This is a genomic window from Streptomyces sp. NPDC059788, from assembly GCF_042732265.1.
Taxonomy (GTDB): domain Bacteria; phylum Actinomycetota; class Actinomycetes; order Streptomycetales; family Streptomycetaceae; genus Streptomyces.
In genome coordinates this window covers 222,856-242,116 of sequence record NZ_JBHWHY010000005.1, presented here as the reverse complement: position 1 = coordinate 242,116, position 19,261 = coordinate 222,856, and the positions used below count along the sequence as shown (strand labels likewise).

Annotated in this window: 21 protein-coding genes; 14 read left to right on the top strand and 7 right to left on the bottom strand. The window is 72.2% G+C overall.

What is annotated here, in order from left to right:
- Positions 1-126 precede the first annotated feature (126 nt).
- Positions 127-300 (bottom strand): hypothetical protein, encoded by a 174-nt coding sequence (locus tag ACFV57_RS06800; protein ID WP_385226443.1) that lies wholly within the window; start codon positions 298-300, stop codon positions 127-129.
- A gap of 115 nt (positions 301-415) precedes the next feature.
- On the opposite strand from ACFV57_RS06800, the gene ACFV57_RS06795 reads away from it, so the two are divergent.
- Positions 416-1,519 (top strand): helix-turn-helix domain-containing protein, encoded by a 1,104-nt coding sequence (locus ACFV57_RS06795; protein ID WP_385226441.1) that lies wholly within the window; start codon positions 416-418, stop codon positions 1,517-1,519.
- An 81-nt stretch (positions 1,520-1,600) separates the two neighbouring features.
- Here ACFV57_RS06795 and ACFV57_RS06790 read toward each other — a convergent pair whose 3' ends face one another.
- Entirely contained in the window at positions 1,601-1,843 is a 243-nt protein-coding gene (locus tag ACFV57_RS06790) for a mycoredoxin (RefSeq protein ID WP_385226439.1), read from the bottom strand.
- Positions 1,844-2,041: 198 nt separating this feature from the next.
- Between ACFV57_RS06790 and ACFV57_RS06785 the strand changes: the two genes are divergently transcribed.
- From ACFV57_RS06785 to ACFV57_RS06765, 5 genes are all read left to right on the top strand, one after another.
- Positions 2,042-4,318, top strand: a complete 2,277-nt coding sequence (locus tag ACFV57_RS06785; protein WP_385226437.1) for an ATP-dependent DNA helicase UvrD2 — start codon at positions 2,042-2,044, stop codon at positions 4,316-4,318.
- 142 nt (positions 4,319-4,460) lie between these two features.
- Positions 4,461-4,793, top strand: a complete 333-nt coding sequence (locus tag ACFV57_RS06780; RefSeq protein ID WP_385226435.1) for a hypothetical protein — start codon at positions 4,461-4,463, stop codon at positions 4,791-4,793.
- A gap of 120 nt (positions 4,794-4,913) precedes the next feature.
- Positions 4,914-5,267 carry a WhiB family transcriptional regulator gene (locus ACFV57_RS06775; protein ID WP_003984433.1) on the top strand — a complete coding sequence of 118 codons (354 nt, stop codon included), beginning with the start codon at positions 4,914-4,916 and terminating at the stop codon, positions 5,265-5,267.
- Positions 5,264-5,596, top strand: a complete 333-nt coding sequence (locus ACFV57_RS06770; protein ID WP_385226433.1) for a hypothetical protein — start codon at positions 5,264-5,266, stop codon at positions 5,594-5,596. The genes ACFV57_RS06775 and ACFV57_RS06770 overlap by 4 nt, the downstream gene beginning before the upstream one ends.
- 163 nt (positions 5,597-5,759) lie before the next feature.
- Positions 5,760-5,960, top strand: a complete 201-nt coding sequence (locus tag ACFV57_RS06765) for a hypothetical protein (RefSeq protein WP_385226431.1) — start codon at positions 5,760-5,762, stop codon at positions 5,958-5,960.
- 56 nt (positions 5,961-6,016) lie between these two features.
- Here the strand turns inward: ACFV57_RS06765 and ACFV57_RS06760 are convergent, their stop codons facing one another.
- Positions 6,017-7,417, bottom strand: coding sequence for an ABC1 kinase family protein (locus ACFV57_RS06760; RefSeq protein WP_385226429.1), 1,401 nt, complete (start codon positions 7,415-7,417; stop codon positions 6,017-6,019).
- A gap of 34 nt (positions 7,418-7,451) precedes the next feature.
- Positions 7,452-8,597 (bottom strand): ThiF family adenylyltransferase, encoded by a 1,146-nt coding sequence (locus ACFV57_RS06755; RefSeq protein ID WP_385226427.1) that lies wholly within the window; start codon positions 8,595-8,597, stop codon positions 7,452-7,454.
- A 190-nt stretch (positions 8,598-8,787) separates the two neighbouring features.
- Between ACFV57_RS06755 and ACFV57_RS06750 the strand changes: the two genes are divergently transcribed.
- From ACFV57_RS06750 to ACFV57_RS06735, 4 genes are all read left to right on the top strand, one after another.
- Positions 8,788-9,387, top strand: a complete 600-nt coding sequence (locus ACFV57_RS06750; RefSeq protein ID WP_385226425.1) for a M48 family metallopeptidase — start codon at positions 8,788-8,790, stop codon at positions 9,385-9,387.
- Positions 9,388-9,502: 115 nt separating this feature from the next.
- A complete protein-coding gene (locus ACFV57_RS06745) occupies positions 9,503-11,284 on the top strand; it encodes a TerD family protein (protein ID WP_385226423.1) in 1,782 nt (593 codons plus the stop codon).
- An 11-nt stretch (positions 11,285-11,295) separates the two neighbouring features.
- Positions 11,296-11,979 (top strand): AIM24 family protein, encoded by a 684-nt coding sequence (locus ACFV57_RS06740; protein WP_385226421.1) that lies wholly within the window; start codon positions 11,296-11,298, stop codon positions 11,977-11,979.
- 21 nt (positions 11,980-12,000) lie between these two features.
- Positions 12,001-12,759: an AIM24 family protein gene (locus tag ACFV57_RS06735; protein ID WP_385226419.1), complete on the top strand. Its 759-nt coding sequence runs from the start codon at positions 12,001-12,003 to the stop codon at positions 12,757-12,759.
- A 112-nt stretch (positions 12,760-12,871) separates the two neighbouring features.
- Here the strand turns inward: ACFV57_RS06735 and ACFV57_RS06730 are convergent, their stop codons facing one another.
- Both ACFV57_RS06730 and ACFV57_RS06725 read right to left on the bottom strand, forming a co-directional pair.
- Entirely contained in the window at positions 12,872-13,399 is a 528-nt protein-coding gene (locus ACFV57_RS06730) for an NUDIX hydrolase (RefSeq protein ID WP_385226417.1), read from the bottom strand.
- Positions 13,396-14,907, bottom strand: coding sequence for a zinc-dependent metalloprotease (locus tag ACFV57_RS06725; protein WP_385226415.1), 1,512 nt, complete (start codon positions 14,905-14,907; stop codon positions 13,396-13,398). The genes ACFV57_RS06730 and ACFV57_RS06725 overlap by 4 nt, the downstream gene beginning before the upstream one ends.
- A 192-nt stretch (positions 14,908-15,099) precedes the next feature.
- On the opposite strand from ACFV57_RS06725, the gene ACFV57_RS06720 reads away from it, so the two are divergent.
- From ACFV57_RS06720 to ACFV57_RS06705, 4 genes are all read left to right on the top strand, one after another.
- Positions 15,100-16,251, top strand: coding sequence for an SDR family oxidoreductase (locus tag ACFV57_RS06720; protein ID WP_385226414.1), 1,152 nt, complete (start codon positions 15,100-15,102; stop codon positions 16,249-16,251).
- Positions 16,252-16,471: 220 nt separating this feature from the next.
- Positions 16,472-16,933 (top strand): molybdenum cofactor biosynthesis protein MoaE, encoded by a 462-nt coding sequence (locus ACFV57_RS06715; protein WP_385226412.1) that lies wholly within the window; start codon positions 16,472-16,474, stop codon positions 16,931-16,933.
- A 161-nt stretch (positions 16,934-17,094) separates the two neighbouring features.
- Entirely contained in the window at positions 17,095-17,274 is a 180-nt protein-coding gene (locus ACFV57_RS06710; protein ID WP_385226411.1) for a hypothetical protein, read from the top strand.
- Positions 17,275-17,426: 152 nt separating this feature from the next.
- Positions 17,427-18,518 (top strand): PDZ domain-containing protein, encoded by a 1,092-nt coding sequence (locus ACFV57_RS06705; RefSeq protein WP_385226409.1) that lies wholly within the window; start codon positions 17,427-17,429, stop codon positions 18,516-18,518.
- Positions 18,519-18,672: 154 nt separating this feature from the next.
- Here the strand turns inward: ACFV57_RS06705 and ACFV57_RS06700 are convergent, their stop codons facing one another.
- Entirely contained in the window at positions 18,673-19,227 is a 555-nt protein-coding gene (locus ACFV57_RS06700) for a PPA1309 family protein (RefSeq protein WP_385226407.1), read from the bottom strand.
- Between the last annotated feature and the right edge of the window lie 34 nt (positions 19,228-19,261).

Here is a 19,261-nt window from a genome sequence, read left to right as displayed (position 1 = left end):
CACCACCCGGCCGGGGCCCCACCGGGCCCCGGCCCTTTCCCCCGCCGGGCGGGTGCTCCCTGCTGCCTGCCCTTGGCCGCACAGAGGCCGCACGGAAAGGGACACGGCAACACCACGCCCCGCCGCTCACCGCGGAAGCGGAATCTCCCGCCGGTGCGCCTCCCTCATATGCCGCCGATACCGCACCCGGGCGTCCACCTCCATCGACTGGTCCCGGCTCTCCCGCCCCTCGGCTTCGAGGTCCTTCAACAGCTCGCAGATCTCGCACGCCGCACGCCTGTCCGCTGGGGTTTCGGTCATATCCATACGGTCGGCCGCCACGGGGCTCGCGCCCAGTGGCATCCATAGGGGCAAGTTCCGCCCCGACAGCGTTCTTTGCGCTGTTCGAGGAGGTGGGCAGGGGCATCATGGACCCATGCCCATCGGGGAGCTGATCAGGAACCTGCGCAAGGCCCGCGGCTGGAGCCAGGGGCGCCTGGCATCGGAGATCAACAAGGCGTTCGGTACGGGGCTGACGCGGGAGTACATGAGCCGGTGGGAACGCTCCAAGGTGGCGCCGGGGGCCTACCACCTGCGGCACCTGTCGGCCGTCCTGGACGTGCCGCTGGCCATCCTTGAGGGGGAAGCGGATCGGCGTACCTTCATCAGCGACATCGCTGCCACCGCGATAGCTCCCATCGTGGCATCGGACCTGCTCAGCGTGGGGTTCGCCGCGCGCCTGCGCGGCGGCCCGTCGGTGGAGCACTGGGAAGCCAAGCTGGCCGCGTACGGCACCGACTACATGTCGATGGGGGCCGCTGACATCCAGCGCCGCGTGGCCGGCGAGCTCGTCGTGGTGCAGCAGCAGCTCGACGACCCCCGGCTGTGGTCGGTGGCCGCGCGGCTGATGACCTTGTACGCCAAGACGTTCCCCGGCTCGGACGGCTCCAAGGCCGTCTCCTGGTACCGCACGGCTGCCCGTGCCGCCGACCGGTCCGGAGACGAACAGGCTCGCGTGTGGGTGCGTGGCCGGGCCGCGATCGCCCTCGGCTACGAGGGCGCTTCCCTGGGCGTCGCGGACATACTGGCCGACCAGGCCATGGCGATCTCCGAAAAGCCGTCTCTCGGGCTCGTGAACGCCGTGATGGGGAAAGCCCACGCAGCAGCCGTACGGGGCGACGGAGCAACCGCTGTGCGCCTCGCCGACCATGGCCGTCGCCTCTTCGACCGGGTCGGCAGCCACGAGCAGACGTCGGACTACGCGGTCCCCTGGTGGCGTATGAACGTCTTCTTGTCCCTGCTGCTCGCCCGGGTGGGGGAGGAGAAGGGAGCCGTCGAGGCCCAGGAGCAGGCACGCCGCGAGCTCCCGGTGAGCCTGCCGCGCTTCGCCACGCACCTGGAGCTGCACCGGGGCCTGATGCTGGCCCGGTCCGGCGACCGTGCCGGCGGTGTGGCCTGCGCACAGGCTGCCCTGAACCGGCTCCCGCCCGAGAAGCACTCGCTCACGCTGCGGATGCTCATGGACGAGGTCAGGACGTGACGAGCCCCGGATCACGGCACGACGAAACCCCCGGCCACCGCGGCCGGGGGTCCGCCTGCGAAAACCCGTGCGGCCTGGGGCTCAGACGCCGAGAGCCTGCTTGACCTGGGCCAGGGACGGGTTGGTCAGGGTGGAGCCGTCGGGGAAGAGGACCGTGGGGACGGTCTGGTTGCCGTCGTTGGCCTTCTCGACGAAGGCCGCGGACTCGGGGTCGTGCTCGATGTTGATCTCGGTGTAAGCGATCCCCTCGCGGTCCATCTGGCCCTTCAGCCGACGGCAGTAGCCGCACCACGTGGTGCTGTACATCGTCACAGTGCCCGCCATGGGTCCTCGCGCTCCTTCAAGCTCGGCGTGTTTGCAGTACGGCAACGCCTGCCCGCCCCGGACCATTCCCGGCCCTTCCCGGAGCGCTCCCGTGCGCGAAGGGCTCCGCATCCGTAGGCGCGGGGATTCGTATGACCGCGGCGTGGCGGCTGTGGACAACTTTCCCGGCCGACCCGGTCGACCTGGCAGCATGGCGGGGTGACAGCAGCATCGGACTCCACTCTCTTCCCGCAGGTAGCGGCCGCGACCCAGTTCCCGGCCGCGCCCGAGGGTGCCGACGCGGTGCTCGACGGCCTCGACCCCGAGCAGCGCGAGGTCGCCACGGCCCTGCACGGCCCCGTGTGCGTCCTGGCGGGCGCCGGGACGGGCAAGACCCGGGCGATCACCCACCGGATCGCGTACGGGGTGCGTGCGGGCATCCTGCAGCCCTCCACGGTGCTCGCCGTCACGTTCACCGCCCGTGCGGCGGGGGAGATGCGCGGGCGGCTGCGCCAGCTCGGCGCGGCGGGGGTGCAGGCCCGTACGTTCCACTCCGCCGCCCTGCGCCAGCTCCAGTACTTCTGGCCCAAGGCGGTCGGCGGCGACGTGCCGCGGCTGCTGGAGCGCAAGGTCCAGCTGGTCGCCGAGGCCGCCGCCCGCTGCCGTATCCGCCTGGACCGCAACGAGCTGCGTGACGTCACGGGCGAGATCGAATGGTCCAAGGTCACCCAGACCGTGCCCGCCGACTACCCGGCCGCCCTCCACAAGGCCGGCCGCGAGGCCCCCCGCGACCCGGCCGAGATCGGACAGATCTACGGGACGTACGAGCAGCTCAAGCGGGACCGGGGGGCCATCGACTTCGAGGACGTGCTGTTGCTGACGGTCGGCGTCCTCCAGGACCGGCACGACATCGCCGAGCAGGTCCGCGCCCAGTACCAGCACTTCGTCGTGGACGAGTACCAGGACGTCAGCCCGCTCCAGCAGCGGCTGCTGGACCTGTGGCTCGGCGAGCGCGACAACCTCTGCGTGGTCGGCGACGCCAGCCAGACGATCTACAGCTTCACCGGCGCCACCCCCGAGCACCTGCTGAACTTCCGCACCCGCCATCCGGACGCGACGGTCGTCAAGCTGGTCCGCGACTACCGCTCCACCCCCCAGGTCGTGCACCTCGCCAACGGCCTCCTGTCCCAGGCGCGCGGCCGCGCCGCCGAGCACCGCCTGGAGCTGATCTCGCAGCGGGACGCGGGACCCGAGCCGACGTATGTGGAGTACGGGGACGAGCCCGCCGAGGCGGAGGGCACCGCCCGCCGCATCCGCGACCTGATCGCCGCCGGGGTGCCGGCGAGCGGGATAGCGGTCCTCTTCCGCATCAACGCCCAGTCCGAGGTCTACGAGCAGGCTCTCGCCGACCTCGGTGTGCCGTATCAGCTGCGCGGCGCCGAGCGGTTCTTCGAGCGGCCCGAGGTGCGCGAGGCGGGCGTCAAACTGCGCGGCGCCGCCCGCTTCGGTGCCAACGACGCGCTCCTCGACGACGCCGTGGACCTGCCGTCCGAGGTGCGGGCGGTGCTGAGCGACATGGGGTGGACGAGCGTTCCCCCGGCCGGCTCCGGCGCCGTGCGGGACCGGTGGGAGTCGCTGGCCGCCCTGGTCCGGCTCGCCGAGGACTTCGCCAAGGCCCGCCCGGCGGCCACCCTCGCCGACCTCGTCGCCGAGCTGGACGAGCGGGCCAACGCCCAGCACGCGCCGACCGTCGAGGGTGTGACGCTCGCCTCTTTCCACGCCGCCAAGGGCCTGGAGTGGGACGCCGTCTTCCTGGTCGGCCTCACCGAGGGCATGATGCCGATCACCTACGCCAAGACGGACGAGCAGGTCGAGGAGGAGCGCCGCCTGCTGTACGTCGGCGTGACCCGGGCCCGTCTGCACCTGGGCCTGTCGTGGTCGCTGTCGCGTTCTCCGGGGGGCCGGGCCGTGCGGCGCCCCAGCCGTTTCCTGGACGGCCTGCGGCCCGGGTCGGGAGGCGGGGCGCGCCGTGCGGCGGCAGGCGCCGCGGGCGGTATCGAGCGGGGCGCCGGGGGCGCCAAGGGCGCGAGCAGGCGTCGGAGCCGGTCGCCCGCCCGCTGCCGGGTCTGCGGCAAGACGCTCACCGACGCGGGTGAGATGAAGCTCATGCGCTGCGACGGCTGCCCCTGTGAGCTCGACGAGGCGTTGTACGAGCGGCTGCGCGACTGGCGGGCCGAGCGTGCCCGGCAACTGGGCCAGCCGGCGTACTGCGTCTTCACCGACAAGACCCTGATGGCAATTGCCGAGGCCGTACCGGGAACGGAAGGGGAGCTGGCGGGCATCCCTGGTGTGGGGGCACGCAAGCTGGGCCGGTTCGGTGCCGACGTCCTCACGCTGTGCGCAGGTGAGGAGCCCGTTCCGGCAGCGGACGAGCCGTCGGAGGACGATCTCCCGGAGGGCGGTGCAAGAAGCTCCGGAAAGTCGTCAGAAAAATAGTTTGCGCGCGCGGAGCGCATCCCCATAGCCTTCACAGGCACGAAGACGACGGGCCTTCCGGGATCCGCTGGATTCGTGTTGTACTGAACAAGCCCGGACCGGATTTTCCGGTCCGCCGAGACGCCGAGAGGAGGCGAGACCAGTGATCAGCTTCATCGAGACCCAGAAAATGACCGATCGTTCGGTCGTCGCCACCTGCACGCTCGACGCCTCGCTCCTGGGCACCGGTCTGTCCGCCTTCGGTCGGCTGTCCGGTCTTGAGGTCTCCCGTGCCGCGTCCCTGGCGTTCCTGCCCATGGACGAGTGCGACGAGCGACCGACCCAGGCACCTGCAGTAGCGGCAGCGGCACAGGCAGCGAATGCGCATGCCCTCAACCGCGCGGCGGCCAACGGTGCCGAATCCCGGAAGCAGTACCAGACGCAGCAGGACACGTGGGCCCACCGCGGGCACGAACCCTGGAGAGATCCAGCCTGATCGGCATGATCAGGTCGGCACCTTCCAGGGCCGCGGAACCCACACCGGGATCCGCGGCCCTTTTGCTTTGCCCATGAGCCCAGCCACCAGCCGGGCCGAACAGACGAGGAACACACCACCGTGCAACTCCAGACGCACACCCCGTCCGTCGCCACCGACCTGATCCCCCCGCCCGACTCCCAGGAGACCCCTTTGCTGCCCCTCACCGAGCTCGACGACGAGATCGACCGACTCGGCGCCGCCGTGCCGTGCCGTACCTACGACCCGGAGGTCTTCTTCGCCGAGACCCCGGCCGACGTGGAGTACGCCAAGTCCCTGTGCCAGACCTGTCCGGTGCGCGAGGCGTGTCTCGCCGGCGCCAAGGACCGTCGTGAGCCGTGGGGCGTCTGGGGCGGCGAGCTGTTCGTCCAGGGCGTCGTGGTGCCCCGCAAGCGTCCGCGTGGCCGTCCGCGCAAGAACCCGGTCGCGGCATGAACCTCGGCGGCACCTACACCAGCAGCACCGGAACGATCGACCGTCCCGCCCAGCGGGACCCCCAGAAGCAGGACCCGATGAACAACCCCTCCCTCACCGACACCACCGCACCCACGAACTCCGGCGTGATCGAGTCGCGCCAGAACAGGACCCGTGAAATGCAACTCATCCCAGAAGCTCTGGCGCGCGCACATATGCAACAGCGCCTGCAGGAGGCCGAGTCCGAACGCAAGGCTCAGCGTCTCGTCGCGGCCCGGCGGATGCAGCGCCGCGCCGAGCGGGCGTCGCTGCGCGCCCGGCGCGCTCTGGCCATGGCCGTCATGCAGTGACCCGCCGGCGGCCCGGCATCCAGGGCGTGCCGGCGCCGCCCGTCGGTGTCACCGCCGCATCAAGCGGTCACCGCAACACCACAGAACTCGGGGGCTGTCCAACTGGGCGGCCCCTGGGGCGTTCTGCCCCCTTTACCGGCGGTGCCGGGGATATTGTCGGCTGATGAACCAGAAGACGCACGAACAGGCGGAGTTGGCGACCGGCAACGCGAAGTGCGCCCAGTGCGGCGCCGTCGCCGAGGGTGCCGCGCCCACCTGGACCTGCACCATCGCCGACGGCAGACGCCAGCATCTGTGCGACACCTGCACCCGTGCCAACCTCCGCATGATCGAATCCCACTTGGACCCGGTCGCGACCAGATGAAGGCACGGGGCGGGTGGCCGGCGACGCCCGGCGCCGGCGCCGGGCCACCGCACAGGTCAGGCCGTTGTTTCCTCCGCCGTGGAGTGGCTCTGTTCGGGTATGGACGGGGCGGTGGTCTCGGCGTGGGTGAAGCCGGGGAGCCAGGACTGCAGTTCGTCACGCATGCGAACGGTGGCCCCCAGCTGGCACAGGACACCGATCGTGCTCAGCGTCACCCGGTGTATGAGGAGATACGAGGGGGGCAGGTTGAGCCGGCGGCCCAGCTGGTACGCGGGGGAGCGGGGGTCGGCGATACGCGCGGCCTGCGTACGCATCCAGGAGCGGGTGAAGGTGAAATCGTCCGCCTGGGCCGGTTCGATGATCGGCAGCAGATAGTCCAGCACCGCGTCGGGGTCCAGCTCGATGGACTCCTTCACGAAGCCCTCCTCGCACAGCAGCTCATAGACCGCCTCGGCCTCGCCGTCGAGCGTCATGCGCAGCGAGGTGCCGATCGTGGGCGGCAGGCCGTCCGGCAGGCGGTCGACCGTACCGAAGTCCAGGACGCCCAGCCGCCATTTGTCCGCCGGGCCGTCGGGGGCGTCGCCGGTCAGCAGCCGGAAGTTCCCCGGATGGGGGTCGGCGTGCAGCAGGCCCGTGCGCGCGGTGCCGGCGAACAGGAAGCGGGCGAGGAGCTGCCCCGCCCGGTCGCGCTCCTCCTGGCTGCCGCCGGAGATGACCTCCGAGAGGGGCACGCCGCCCATCCACTCGGTCACCAGCACCTGATCGCCCTGATGGACCACGGCGGGCACGAACACGTCGGGATCGTCGGCGAACTCCTCCGCGTGCGCCTGCTGGGCCTCGGCCTCCAGCGCGTAGTCCAGCTCCTCGGAGACCCGGTCGCGCAGCTCGGAGATCAGCGGCTTGATGTCCATGCCGGGGATCAGCGGCCCGAGCAGCCGGGCGAACCGGCCCAGTTGGGACAGATCGGACAGCAGGGCGGCGCCCGCTCCCGGATACTGGACCTTGACGGCCACCTCGCGGCCGTCGTGCCAGACCGCGCGGTGCACCTGCCCGATCGACGCGGCGGCCGACGGCTTGTCCTCGAACTCCGTGAACAGCTCGCGCCAGTCCTCGCCCAGCCGCTCCGCCAGCACCGCGTGCACCGAATCCGTCGGCATCGGCGGTGCGGCTTCCTGAAGTTTGGTGAGCGCGGCGCGGTACGGGCCGGCGATCTCCTCCGGCAGCGCCGACTCGAAGACGGACAGCGCCTGCCCGAACTTCATGGCGCCGCCCTTCAGCTCACCGAGCACCCGGAAGAGCTGTTCGGCGGTCCGCTGCTGGAGCTCGCGGCCGACGAGGTCCGCCGACCTGCCGCCGATCCGCTTGCCCAGGCCCCAGGTGGCGCGGCCGGCGAATCCCAGTGGCAGCGCGGCCAGCTTGGCGGTACGGGTGACCGCCTTGCGGGGAAGATCTGACATTCGCCCCTCCAACTCACACTGTCCCCAACCGGGGTTACTCCGCCATTGTTACGTGTCGCCGCGGCGGAGCCGAGGCGCCCGGGGCGGCGTCGGGCACCGCCGCGCCGCAGCCGCACTCCGGATGCGCCGCGATTCTTGTCGTCCGCCAGTCCGCGCAGGGCAGCGCCACCTCCATCCGGGCTCCCGTGCAGGGTGGCAACTGGCCGTCCAGGAACGCCAGCGCTTGCACGGCGGCCAGCCCCGCCACCGCCGTCGCCAGGGCCGCGTCGCACGCGGGCACGGCCGGCGCGCCGCGCCCCGACCGCCACTGCGCCAGCAGCCGCGGCCAGGCCGGCTCCGCGTCCGTACGCCTCAGCTCCAGGCAGCCGGCGCAGGAGGAGCCGCCCGGCAGGACCAGCGGCCCCACCACGCCGGTCCCTTCGACCACCCCGGCGAACAGATGCGGGATTCCCGCGGTCAGAAAGGGCTCGCACAGGACCGGGTCGGGCGCGTAGGCGGCGAGGCCGTCGCGCGGGGCGATCACGACGAGCCCGAGGCCCGGTTCCCCCGCGTCCGACGGCCCGCTCCCGGACCGGGGCGCCCGCGACCAGGGAGAGGAACGGTGGACCAGGCCGCGGGCGGCGGTGTCGCGGCGCACGCCGATCTGCTCCGCCCGCACACCGCCCGGCACCACGTCCCACGGCTCGACCTTTCCGCCGTCCTGCACCTCCACCCGGCCGATGCCCGCCGCGGAGAGCAGGGCCGCGACCGAGGCGCCCACCCGCCCGGCGCCGCGTACCCGCGCTCGCACGGCACGGCGCGCCCCCATCCGCTCCAGTCCGCCCGCGGCCTCGGGATGCCGCACGGACAGTGAGGCGAGATCCGCCCGGAGCCGCCCGAAGGCCCCGGAGTCCGCGCGCACCGCCTCGGCCGCCGGTCCGCCCGCCGCCGGGGCGTCCAGCAGCCCCGCCCGCCCCAGCCGGCTCACCACACGCCGCGCGTGCTCGCCCGGCAGGCCCAGCGACTCGGCGGCGTCCACCAACTGCGCCACGCTGCGCGTGCCGTCGATCAAGGCCAGAAAACTCCCGGTGGCCGTGTCCACCGGGCCCAGCTCCACCGCGTGCGCCGGGGCCACCCCGAACCGCACCGTTTCCCGGTCCCGCCAGCCGCGCCGCAGCGCGGGCTTGAGCATCGGATACATGAACCCGCTCCCCCGTCGATCGGATCTCGTCCAGCGGTCCCAGCATCCACCGCCCGCCGCGCGGGTGTCGGAAGTTATCCACAGCCGGCAGGCAATAGTCGTACAAGCCGTACCCGCCTCTGAGTGTTTCGGGCGCATGGCAGAACCGGGGGACGGGACTTCCCGTACGGGCAGCGGGTAACGTCGGGGCGTGCCTGCCGACCCTTTGCGCCGAGCCGCAGACCCGCAACGCAGGACCGCCGCGCGCCCCGCGGCCACGGCCTCCGCGACGAGCCCGGTCGAGGTGCGCAGAAGCTCGCGGCGGCGCCGTACGGTCTCCGCCTACCGGGAGGGTGACCGCACCATCGTCCTGATCCCGGCCCGGATGTCCGAGGCCGAGGAACGGCGCTGGGTGACGGTGATGCTGGACAAGCTCGCCGCGCAGGAGAGCAAGCGGATGCTCGGCGACGGCGACCTGGCCGAGCGCGCCGAGCGCCTGTCGGTCCAGTACCTGGACGGCCGCGCCCGGCCCGACACCGTGCGCTGGGTGACGAACCAGAACACCCGCTGGGGCTCCTGCACGCCCGCCGAGGGCAGCATCCGCCTCTCGCACCGGCTCCAGGGAATGCCGGAGTACGTCATCGACTACGTACTCCTCCACGAGCTGGCGCATCTTCTCGTCCCTGGTCACGGACAGCGTTTCTGGCAGCTCCTGGAGTCATACCCGCGTACGGAGCGGGCGCGCGGCTATCTCGAAGGGGTGGTCGCGGCGGAGCGGCTGCCGCATTTGCCCGCGGCCCGTACGGAATAGGACCGTTTCCGCCCGGGTCGCGCCGCGCCCCGGCATCGTCCGCTGTCAGCGGCAGCGGTTAGCCTGGCGCGACGTCATCAGAGCGCAAAGCGGGAGCGGGGGACGGTCGTTACGTATGGCCAGGGAATTCCAGCGGGGCCACAAGGCCAGGATCAGTGACCTGACGGCCGGGACGGATCTGTACGTGGGTGTGCAGATCGCGGGCCCCGGCCTGACCTTCGACATCAGCTGCTTCGGACTCGACGCGGACGAGCGCCTCTCCGACGACCGGTATTTCGTCTTCTTCAACCAGCCCGCGTCGCCCGAGGGAGCGATCCAGCAGCTCGGTCCCCAGGCGGGCGACACCGAGTCCTTCCGGGTCACGCTCGACCGCATCCCGCAGCACGTCCAGAAGCTCTCCTTCACCGCCGCGCTGGACGGCGCGGGCCAGATGTCGCAGGTCGGGCCCGGTTACGTGCGCATCGTCGCGGGCGGTGAGGAGGTCGCCCGATACGCGTTCAACGGTGGCGAGTTCACCACCGAGCGCGCCGTCATGCTCGGCGACTTCTACATGAAGGGCGTGTGGCGCTTCGCGGCGGTAGGGCAGGGTTTCGACGGCGGCCTGGAAGCGCTGCTGAAGAACTTCGGTGGTGAGGTCGCGGAGGAAGAGCCCGCCGCCGCGCCCGAGCCTGCGCCGCAGGGCGGCGTGCCGGGCTTCGCACCGCCCGTCTCCTCCGAACCGCCGCCCGGCTTCGCCGCCCCTGTGGCGCAGGGGCAGCCCGCCCCGGCCCCCGCCGCGCCGCAGCCGCCCGCCCCGGTTTTCGGCGCGCCCCCGAACGCGCCTCAGGGCGCTCCCCAGGGCCGGCAGCCCCACGGGGCGCCCCAGCCGCCGGCCCCGCCTCACCCGGAGCCACAGATTCCGGCACAGGCCCAGCCACCTCAGACGCAGCCGCCTCAGGCCCAGCCGTCCCCGTCTCAGCCCCCTCAGCAGATGCACGGCGCCCCGACCATCGCGGCGCCGATGACGCCCCCCGGCGCCCCGCCCGGCCAGCAGCCGCCGTTCGGCCAGGACCCGTACCAGCAGGCACCCCCGCCGTACGGCCAGCCGGTCCAGCCGCCCCAGCCGCCCCCTCCGGCACCGTCCCAGGCCCCGTACGGTCAGCCGCCCGGCCAGTTCCCCGGCCAGCCCCCGGCCCCGTACGGCGGTCCGCAGGGACAGCCCGCCCCGTACGGCCAGCCGCAGGCCCAGGGCGCTGGCCCCGGCCTCGGTGTCGTCCTGGAGAAGTACCGCGAGGCCCCCACGGGACAGCGGTGGACCCTGCAGAACGAGAAGCTGATCCGCGCCGACCTCGGCGTCGACGGGCAGCCGGTGCTCGCCCGTCAGGGCAGCATGGTCCTCTACCAGGGCAAGGTCGACTTCAACTACAAGGGCGCCGGCATCCGAGGCCGCATCGTGGGCAACGCCACCGGCCAGGAGATGCAGCTGATGCGCTGCACGGGCCAGGGCCAGGTGTTCTTCGCGGACAACAGCGCCCATGTGCACCCCATCGAGCTCCAGGGCGACGCGATCTGCGTGTCCGCCGAGAGCGTGCTCGCCTTCGACGAGTCGCTCCAGCACGAGGTCCGCCGCGTCGAGGGGCACGGCATCCCGGGCGGCGCGCTGTTCACCCTGCAGTTCCAGGGCACCGGCACGGTCGTGGTCAAGACCCGGGGCACCCCGGTCGTCCTTCCGGTGACGCCGACGACCTTCGCGGACGCCAACGCCATCGTCGCCTGGTCGGCCGCCTCCCAGGTGATCATCTCCAGCCAGGTGAGCCTGCGCCGCAGCGCGTATCCCGGACACTCCGGCGAGAGCGTGAACCTCCAGTTCCGCGGCGCGCCCGGCAACTTCATCGTCGTCCAGCCCTACGAGGTCTGAGGGAGCCCGCCATGTACGAACAGCACGTTCCGGGCTACGCCCCGACCGCGCCAGCCGCCCGCATGGAGAACCACGGCAGCGCCATGGTGAAGATCGCCATGCAGAGCGGCCAGGACGTCTTCGCCCGCACCGGCTCGATGGTCGCCTACGAGGGCTTCGTCCAGTACGAGCCCAACCCGCCCGCGGTCCGCCAGATGGCCTCCCAGTGGCTGACCGGTGAGGGCGCGCCCCTGATGAAGTGCACCGGCGACGGCCTGCTCTACCTCGCCGACTACGGCGCGGACGTCGTCTGCGTGCACCTGAACGACGAGTCGATCTCCGTCAACGGCACCAACCTCCTGGCCTTCGACGCCCACCTCCAATGGGGTGTGCAGCGGGTCAAGGGCATGGCGAAGTTCGCCGGCCAGGGGCTCTTCAACGTCGGCATCTCGGGCACCGGCTGGGTCGCGCTGACTTCCCGCGGCACCCCGATCGTGGTGGACTGCGGGCGCGGCGAGGACGAGACGTACGTCGACCCGGACGCGCTCGTCGCCTGGTCGACGAATCTGAAAATGAAGGGCAAGCGCAGCTTCAAGGCGTCCTCGATGATCGGGCGCGGCAGCGGCGAGGCGTACCAGCTCGGCTTCTCCGGCCAGGGCTTCGTCGTCGTACAGCCCAGTGAGGACAGCACCGACCGGCTCCGGGCCCGGGGCTGAGGGGGAGGACGTCAGGCCATCATGCAGAGTCCGCTTTTCGCCTACACCGAGGCACAGACCCAGGACCGGTACGCCCTGCAGAACCCGCAGCTGCTGCGGGTCGCCCTACAGGGGCACGAGGACCTGCTCGCCCGTAAGGGCAGCATGGTCGCCTACCAGGGACTGCTGGAATTCGACGGGAACTACCAGACGCCCGGCCAGCAGCGCGCCCGCGCCGCGTCCGGCGAGGGCCTGGACCTGATGCGCGTCAGTGGCCAGGGCACGGTCTATCTGGCCAACCTCGCGCAGTACGTGCACGTCATGGACGTCGATCACGACGGCCTGACCGTGGACAGCAGCTATGTGCTGGCGCTGGACTCCGGCCTGCACTGGGAGGTGATCTCGGTGGACAGCCAGTACGGGATCTCCGGTACCGGCAAGTACCAGCTCAACATCTCCGGCCGGGGCAAGGTCGTGCTGATGACCTCGGGCCAGCCGCTGATGATGCAGGTCACCCCGGACAAGTACGTCAACGCCGACGCCGACGCGGTGGTCGCCTGGTCCGCCTCGCTCCGGGTGCAGATGCAGGCGCAGACGCACTCCTCCGGCGTGTGGCGGCGCCGCGGCAGCACGGGCGAGGGCTGGGAGCTGAGCTTCCTGGGACAGGGGTACGCGCTCGTCCAGCCCAGCGAGCTGCTGCCGCCGCAGAACGCCGTCATCGGCTCCGGCCTCGCCGCCCAGTTCGGCATGGGGCAGCAGGGCGCCCACGGGCAGAACCAGGGCAACATCTTCACCAACTGAGGCGCGCCCCTGCTGCCGCCCCCGGCCGCCCGCCCGCAGGCCGTCCGCGCCCGCGCACATCGGCCGCCCGCGCCCCCTCCGTACGAGGGAGCGCGGGCGGCCGGGGCGCGTCCTACAGAAGCGCGCGGGTGTGCTCCATGAGGCGTACGACCGAATCGTCCGCCACGTCCGCCACCTCGGCATACGGGAACCACCGCAGGTCCAGCGACTCGTCGCTGATCACCGCCTCGGCCCCTTCGGGCGCCAGCGCCGCGTACTGCACGTCCAGATGCCACGCGCACGGCGTCAGATGCCGGTCCAGGCGCACCGGCCCGCCCAGCAGCGTCAGCCCGGACGCGATCCCGGACTCCTCGCGTGCCTCGCGCAGCGCCGCGTCCGCGAGCGTGGCGTCCTCCGGCTCGCAGTGGCCGCCCATCTGGAGCCACATCTTGAGCTTGCGGTGCAGCGTCAGCAGTACCCGGCCGCGCGACGGGTCGATGACCAGGGCACTGGCCGTGATGTGCCCGTCCTTGCACGGCTTGCGCATGCCGTCCGGATGGGCGGCCAGGTGATCCAGGTAGGAGAGCCGCAACCGGTCCTGCTCAGGGGACGGCGCGGGCCACTCCTTGAGGACCCGCGCCGCGTCGTCGTGAAGGGTCACTTGTCGCGGTCGCCCTTGTCGCCCTTGCCGCCGTCGTCCTCGGGCTTGCCGCCCTCGGTGGAGGCATCCCCGGTGGAGGCGTCCTGCCCGGCGCTCTCGCCGGTCTCCTTGGACAGGTCCGGCTTCCCGGCACCGCCCGCGGCCTCGCCCAGCATCTTGTCCAGCTCGGAGAAGTCCAGCTGCTCGTGGTGGACAAAGCCGTCCGGGTCGTCCAGGTCGGCGGCCGTCGGCAGCATGTCCGGGTGCTCCCAGAGCGCGTCGCGCCCGTCCAGGCCCCGCGCGTCCGTCAGCAGGGCCCACAGCCGCGAGGCGTCCCGCAGGCGCCGCGGACGCAGCTCCAGGCCGATGAGGGTGGCGAAGGTCTGCTCGGCCGGGCCACCGGTCGCCCGGCGGCGGCGCAGCGTCTCACGCAGCGCGTCGGCCGACGGCAGGTGCGGGGAGGCGGCGGCGTGCACCACCGCGTCCACCCAGCCCTCGACGAGGGCCAGCGCCGTCTCCAGACGGGCCAGCGCCGCCTTCTGCTCCGGGGTGTCCTCGGGCTGGAACATGCCCTGCTGAAGGGCGTTCTGCAGCTCTTCGGGGTGCTGCGGGTCGAGCTGGCCGACCACGTCCTCCAGCTTGGTCGTGTCGACCTTGATGCCGCGGGCGTAGCCCTCGACCGCGCCGAACAGGTGCGAGCGCAGCCACGGCACGTGGGCGAAGAGCCGCTGGTGGGCGGCCTCGCGCAGCGCCAGGTAGAGCCGCACCTCCTCCTCGGGGACGCCGAGGCCGGAGCCGAAGTTGGCGATGTTGCCCGGGAGCAGCGCGGCCTTGCCGGCCGGGCCCAGGGGCAGCCCGACGTCCGTCGAACCGACGACCTCGCCGGCCAGGACGCCCAGCGCCTGCCCGATCTGCGTACCGAACATGGCGCCGCCCATGGAGCGCATCATGCCGAGCAGCGGGCCCGCCATGGCCTGCATCTCCTCGGGCAGTACGTCGCCCATGGCCGCGCCGACGCGCTCGGCGACCGGGTCCACCAGGTCCTTCCACACCGGCAGGGTCTCCTCGACCCACTCGGCGCGGCTCCACGACAAGACCGTGCTCGCGCCGGAGGGCAGCGACGTCACGCCGTCCAGCCACAGGTCGGCGAGGCGTACCGCCTCTTCGAGGGCCGCCCGCTCACCGGGGGAGACGCTGGCGTCCTTGGTGCCGTCCTCGGCGCCCTGCGCGACCGTCTGGCGCGCGATGTCCTTGGCCATGTCCCAGTTCACCGGACCGCCCTCGTACGAGAGCATCTGGCCCAGCTTCTGGAAGGCGGCGCCAAGATCGCCAGGGTTCATCTCGCCACCCGGACCGCCCATGCCGCCGAAGAGCGCCGCGAACGGGTTGTCCGCGCCGCCGCTCCCGCCGCCGAATCCGAACGGGTTCGCGGGGCCCTGGCTACCTCCCTGGCCGCCCTTCTTCTTGCCGTTGTCGCCGTCCTCCGGCTCCTCCGGCGGAAGGCCGAATCCAAATGGGGTGTCACTCACGGGTTTCCTCGGCTCGTAGGGCCGCCGGCCCGGGGCCGGCGGCGGCTGCCCGACATTCTCTTCCAGCCTAGACACCCGCCCCGCTTCGGGGCTCGGTGCTTCGCCGTCCCGGCGCCTGCGGCAGGATGGACGCCACCTGGTACGTACGCGTCAGCACGCCTACGCACTGAAGACAACCGCTGGAGACGCCCGGTGAGTTCCCCAGATCCGACCGTTCGCGCAGCGCGAAACGCTGCGGCCGAGACCGACAAGGCAGGCAAGCAGGCGGATGCCGCGCCCGCCCGGCCGCTGCGCCGCCCCGTCGTCGCGGTCACCGGCGCCGCCTCCGGGGTGGGCGCCCTGCTGACTCAGGCGCTGACCGAGTCCGACGAGGTCAAGCGGGTGGTGGCCATCGACGAGCGGCGCGGCGAGGCCGCCGAGGCCCACTGGCACGTCCTGGACGTCCGGGACCCGGCCATCGCCGACAAGCTGCGCGGCGCCGACGTCGTCGTGCACCTGGCCGTCGACCTCGACCTGGAGACCGACGCCGCGGCCCGTACGGCGTACAACGTGCGCGGTACGCAGACGGTCCTCACGGCCGCCGCGGCCGCCGGCGTGCACCGGGTCGTGCTCTGCACCTCCGCCATGGTCTACGGTGCGCTCCCGGACAACGACGTGCCGCTGGCCGAGGACGCCGAGCTGCGGGCGACCGCCGACGCCACCGGGGTCGGCGACCTCCTGGAGATCGAGCGCCTGGCGCACCGCGCGCCCCGCGCGCACCCCGGCCTGAACGTCACCGTCCTGCGCCCCACCGTCCTGGTGGGCGGCACGGACACCGCGCTGACCCGCTACTTCGAGTCGCCCCGGCTGCTCGTCGTCGCCGGTTCCCGCCCCGCCTGGCAGTTCTGCCACGTGGAAGACCTGGTCAGCGCCCTGCAGTACGCGGCGCTGGAGAAGGTCGAGGGCGAGCTGGCGGTGGGCTGCGACGGCTGGCTGGAGCAGGAGGAGGTCGAGGAGCTGTCCGGCATCCGGCGCATGGAGCTGCCGTCCTCGGTGGCGCTCGGCGCCGCCGCCCGGCTGCACCGCATCGGCCTGACGCCGTCGCCCGCCGGGGACCTCGCCTACACGATGCACCCGTGGGTGGTCAGCGGCAGCCGGCTGCACGAGGCGGGCTGGCGCCCCCGGTGGACGAACGAGGAGGTGCTGGCCGAGCTGCTGGAGGAGGTCGCGGGCCGGCACACGGTCGCGGGCCGCCGCCTGGGCCGCAAGGACGCCACCGCGGCCGGCGCCGCGGGCGCGACGGTCGCCCTGCTGGGCACCGCTGCCCTGGTGCGCCGCGCCCGCAAGGCCCGCCGCCGCATCTGAGGACGGGGGAGGGCCGCGGGCGCCTCCGTACGGCTGCCCCGCAGCTCGCGGGCCCCGCGGCCCACCTCCGCGGGAACCTGCGGCCCGCCTCGCGGGCCTTCGCGGCCCCCTGGCCGGCCCCCCACGCCCCGCCCCCTGTAGAAGCCTCCATGCCCCCTCCCGCAGGACCGGTGGAAAGCCCATGCTCCGCGGCGCCCCGCCGTACGGCACGATAGGAGTCATGCCAGGCACGTATGACCACCCGGGCGAGCAGGGTGCGGCGGACGCGATCCGCCTCCTCGCGGTCCGTGACACCCCGCTGTCCTTGGACGAGGTCTTCGCGGCCGTCGGCGATCCGGCCGCCGGCGGTACGGCCCTGTTCGTCGGTACGGTCCGTTCCCACGACGGCGGCGCCGACGTCGACGCCCTCGGCTACTCGGCGCACCCGAGCGCCGAGGCCGAACTGCGCCGCGTCGCCGAGAAGGTGGCCGCCGACTACCCCGTACGCGCGCTGGCCGCGGTGCACCGGGTGGGCGAGCTGACCATCGGTGACCTGGCCGTCGTCGTCGCGGTCTCCTGCCCGCACCGTGCGGAGGCGTTCGAGGCCTGCCGGCGGCTGATCGACGACCTCAAGCACGAGGTGCCCATCTGGAAGCACCAGCGCTTTTCGGACGGCACGGAAGAGTGGGTCGGCGCCTGCTGACGGCCGGTTCCGGGCGGTGGTGCCCGTTCCGGGTGGTTTTCGGGAAAGCCTTTACGCGCGCTCCAGTTGCGTAACCCGCCCCCTGGCGTGAGCGTTGACCTGGCAGATGGTTAATCTGCTTATTCGTCGTTGCGGTTGTTACAAGGGGTCGGGAGGCCGCTATGGGAGCGCTCCTCTGGTTGCTGGTTCCGGTTCTCGCCGCCATCGCCGCCGTCGTGTGGAGCAGTTGGGCCTCGCGCAACCGCCGGACCGGGGATGTCGCGGAACTGGCGGGTTACGCGCGCTTCCGGGAGGCGATGGAGAAGCCCGAGAATGCGCATTCCGGTTCCGACGCGGCATGAACATGGCGGAATGAGCCGCGGTCGTGGCGGGCGTGCGCGGTCGCAAGCGGCCACCGTGGCTCCGGCTGCCCGCCGCACCCGCCCGGCCGGGCCCGCCCCCGGACGGACGGCCCCGGGGACCGGGTGTCGGAGGCGTCCCGTACTGTCGTTCCATGCCACGCCGCACCGCGACGCTGCTCGCCTCTCTCGTGATGCTGATTGCGCTGATCTGCGCCGGGATGGTGATCCCCGTTCCGTATTCGGAGATGTATCCGGGGCCCACGACCAACACGCTGGGTGAGCACAAGGGCGAGCCGGTGCTCCAGGTGTCCGGCCACAAGACGTACCCGACCTCCGGCAATCTGAACATGGTCACGGTCCGCGTCACCGGCGCCGAATACCGGATGAACCTCGTCGAAGCGGTCGTCGGCTGGCTGAAGCACGACAGCATCGTGGTGCCGCACAAGACCCTCTACCCGGAGGGCCAGACGGCGGAGCAGTCCGATCAGCAGAACGCCGAGGAGTTCAACCAGTCCCTGGAGAGCGCCAAGGTCGCGGCGTTCAAGCAGCTGAAGATCCCGGTCGGCTCCCAGACGGTCGTGGCGTCCGTCGTCAAGGACGCCCCCGCGGACGGCAAGCTGCACGCCGGTGACGTGATCAAGGCCGTGGACGGTACGGAGATCAAGGCCAATACGGACGTCGCCAAGCTGGTCACCAAGCACAAGCCGGGCGAGCAGGCCGTCTTCACGGTCATCCCGGCCAAGGACGCGGCCGCGGCCCAGAAGAAGGGCAAGCGGCCCGAGGGCCCCACCAAGGACGTAGCCGTTCCGACCGCGAAGGCGAAGGACGGCCGGCCGATAGTCGGCATCCAGGCCGGTATCGACTACACCTTCCCGTTCAATGTCGACATCAAGCTGGCCGACGTCAGCGGCCCCAGCGCCGGCCTGATGTTCGCCCTCGGGATCATCGACAAGCTCACGCCCGAGGACCTGACCGGCGGGAAGTTCATCGCCGGTACGGGCACGATCGACGCGGACGGCAAGGTCGGCCCGATCGGCGGTATCGCGATGAAGGTCGTCGGCGCGCGCAACAAGGGCGCGGAGTACTTCCTCACGCCCAAGGACAACTGCTCGACCGTCGTCGACGACCACCCGGAGGGCCTGCGCCTGGTCAAGGTGGACACCATCCAGGACGCGCTGAAGTCCCTGGAGAAGATCCGCAAGGGCGACACGGACAGCCTGCCCAGCTGCCCCGCGAACAAGTAGACGGCCGTACGGGGGCCGGGCGCCTCCCCGCACCGCCTGTCCGGGACCGGGCACCCGCACCGCCTGTACGGAGGCCGGGCCCCGCAACGCCTGTACGGGCCTCGCCGCACGGCGGGCCGGGGCAGCGGGCCCCGGCCCCGGGCGGGCCGCCGCGTCAGTTCTCGAAGGTGGCGGCCAGCGCGTCCGCCAGCCCCGGCACCAGCTCCGAGCCGGTCAGCACCTCGGACGTGGAGTCCTTCTCGCGCAGCCGCAGCGCCGACTCGCGCGTCCCGTCCCGCAGCACCGCCACCGTCATCCGTACCTCCTGGCGGTCCGGGTGCTCGGCAACCCACTTCGCGAGCCGGGCCTCGTCCATGCCCTCCGGCACGGAGTCCTCGGCGGACGGCGGCAGCATCAGCCGCTCCACGGTCATCGCGCAGCCGGCCACCGCGTCCGGCCAGCCGATGGTGGCGAGGAACTCGTCCAGCGGCGCGCCGGCGGGGATCTCGTCCTGCTCGACCGGGGTCAGCGAGGCGGTGGTGGAGTCGTCGATGCCGAGCTGCTCGGCGAGCGAGGGTTCCTCGTCGCGGAGTCGGGCGGTGTCCACGAGGGCGAAGAGGCGGGCGGGCTGGTCCCAGCCGAGTCCGGCGGCGTACTCGTCGATTTCGAGCACGGCACGGGTCAGCGGGCTGGCGGCAAGGGGGGTGCCGTCGACGGGAAGGTTGTTCATGCTCAATATCGTGCCTTGTGGACCCCGGAAATCG

What these genes read in the sequence shown, in the direction of transcription:
- ACFV57_RS06770 (WP_385226433.1), top strand. Translation starts at nt 5,264, where the DNA reads ATGAACCTCGGCGGCACCTACACCAGCAGCACCGGAACGATCGACCGT.
- ACFV57_RS06765 (WP_385226431.1), top strand. Translation starts at nt 5,760, where the DNA reads ATGAACCAGAAGACGCACGAACAGGCGGAGTTGGCGACCGGCAACGCG.
- ACFV57_RS06715 (WP_385226412.1), top strand. Translation starts at nt 16,472, where the DNA reads ATGCCAGGCACGTATGACCACCCGGGCGAGCAGGGTGCGGCGGACGCG.
- ACFV57_RS06735 (WP_385226419.1), top strand. Translation starts at nt 12,001, where the DNA reads ATGCAGAGTCCGCTTTTCGCCTACACCGAGGCACAGACCCAGGACCGG.
- ACFV57_RS06740 (WP_385226421.1), top strand. Translation starts at nt 11,296, where the DNA reads ATGTACGAACAGCACGTTCCGGGCTACGCCCCGACCGCGCCAGCCGCC.
- ACFV57_RS06710 (WP_385226411.1), top strand. Translation starts at nt 17,095, where the DNA reads ATGGGAGCGCTCCTCTGGTTGCTGGTTCCGGTTCTCGCCGCCATCGCC.
- ACFV57_RS06705 (WP_385226409.1), top strand. Translation starts at nt 17,427, where the DNA reads ATGCCACGCCGCACCGCGACGCTGCTCGCCTCTCTCGTGATGCTGATT.
- ACFV57_RS06790 (WP_385226439.1), bottom strand. Translation starts at nt 1,843, where the DNA reads ATGGCGGGCACTGTGACGATGTACAGCACCACGTGGTGCGGCTACTGC.
- ACFV57_RS06800 (WP_385226443.1), bottom strand. Translation starts at nt 300, where the DNA reads ATGACCGAAACCCCAGCGGACAGGCGTGCGGCGTGCGAGATCTGCGAG.
- ACFV57_RS06755 (WP_385226427.1), bottom strand. Translation starts at nt 8,597, where the DNA reads ATGTATCCGATGCTCAAGCCCGCGCTGCGGCGCGGCTGGCGGGACCGG.
- ACFV57_RS06760 (WP_385226429.1), bottom strand. Translation starts at nt 7,417, where the DNA reads ATGTCAGATCTTCCCCGCAAGGCGGTCACCCGTACCGCCAAGCTGGCC.
- ACFV57_RS06795 (WP_385226441.1), top strand. Translation starts at nt 416, where the DNA reads ATGCCCATCGGGGAGCTGATCAGGAACCTGCGCAAGGCCCGCGGCTGG.
- ACFV57_RS06745 (WP_385226423.1), top strand. Translation starts at nt 9,503, where the DNA reads ATGGCCAGGGAATTCCAGCGGGGCCACAAGGCCAGGATCAGTGACCTG.
- ACFV57_RS06700 (WP_385226407.1), bottom strand. Translation starts at nt 19,227, where the DNA reads ATGAACAACCTTCCCGTCGACGGCACCCCCCTTGCCGCCAGCCCGCTG.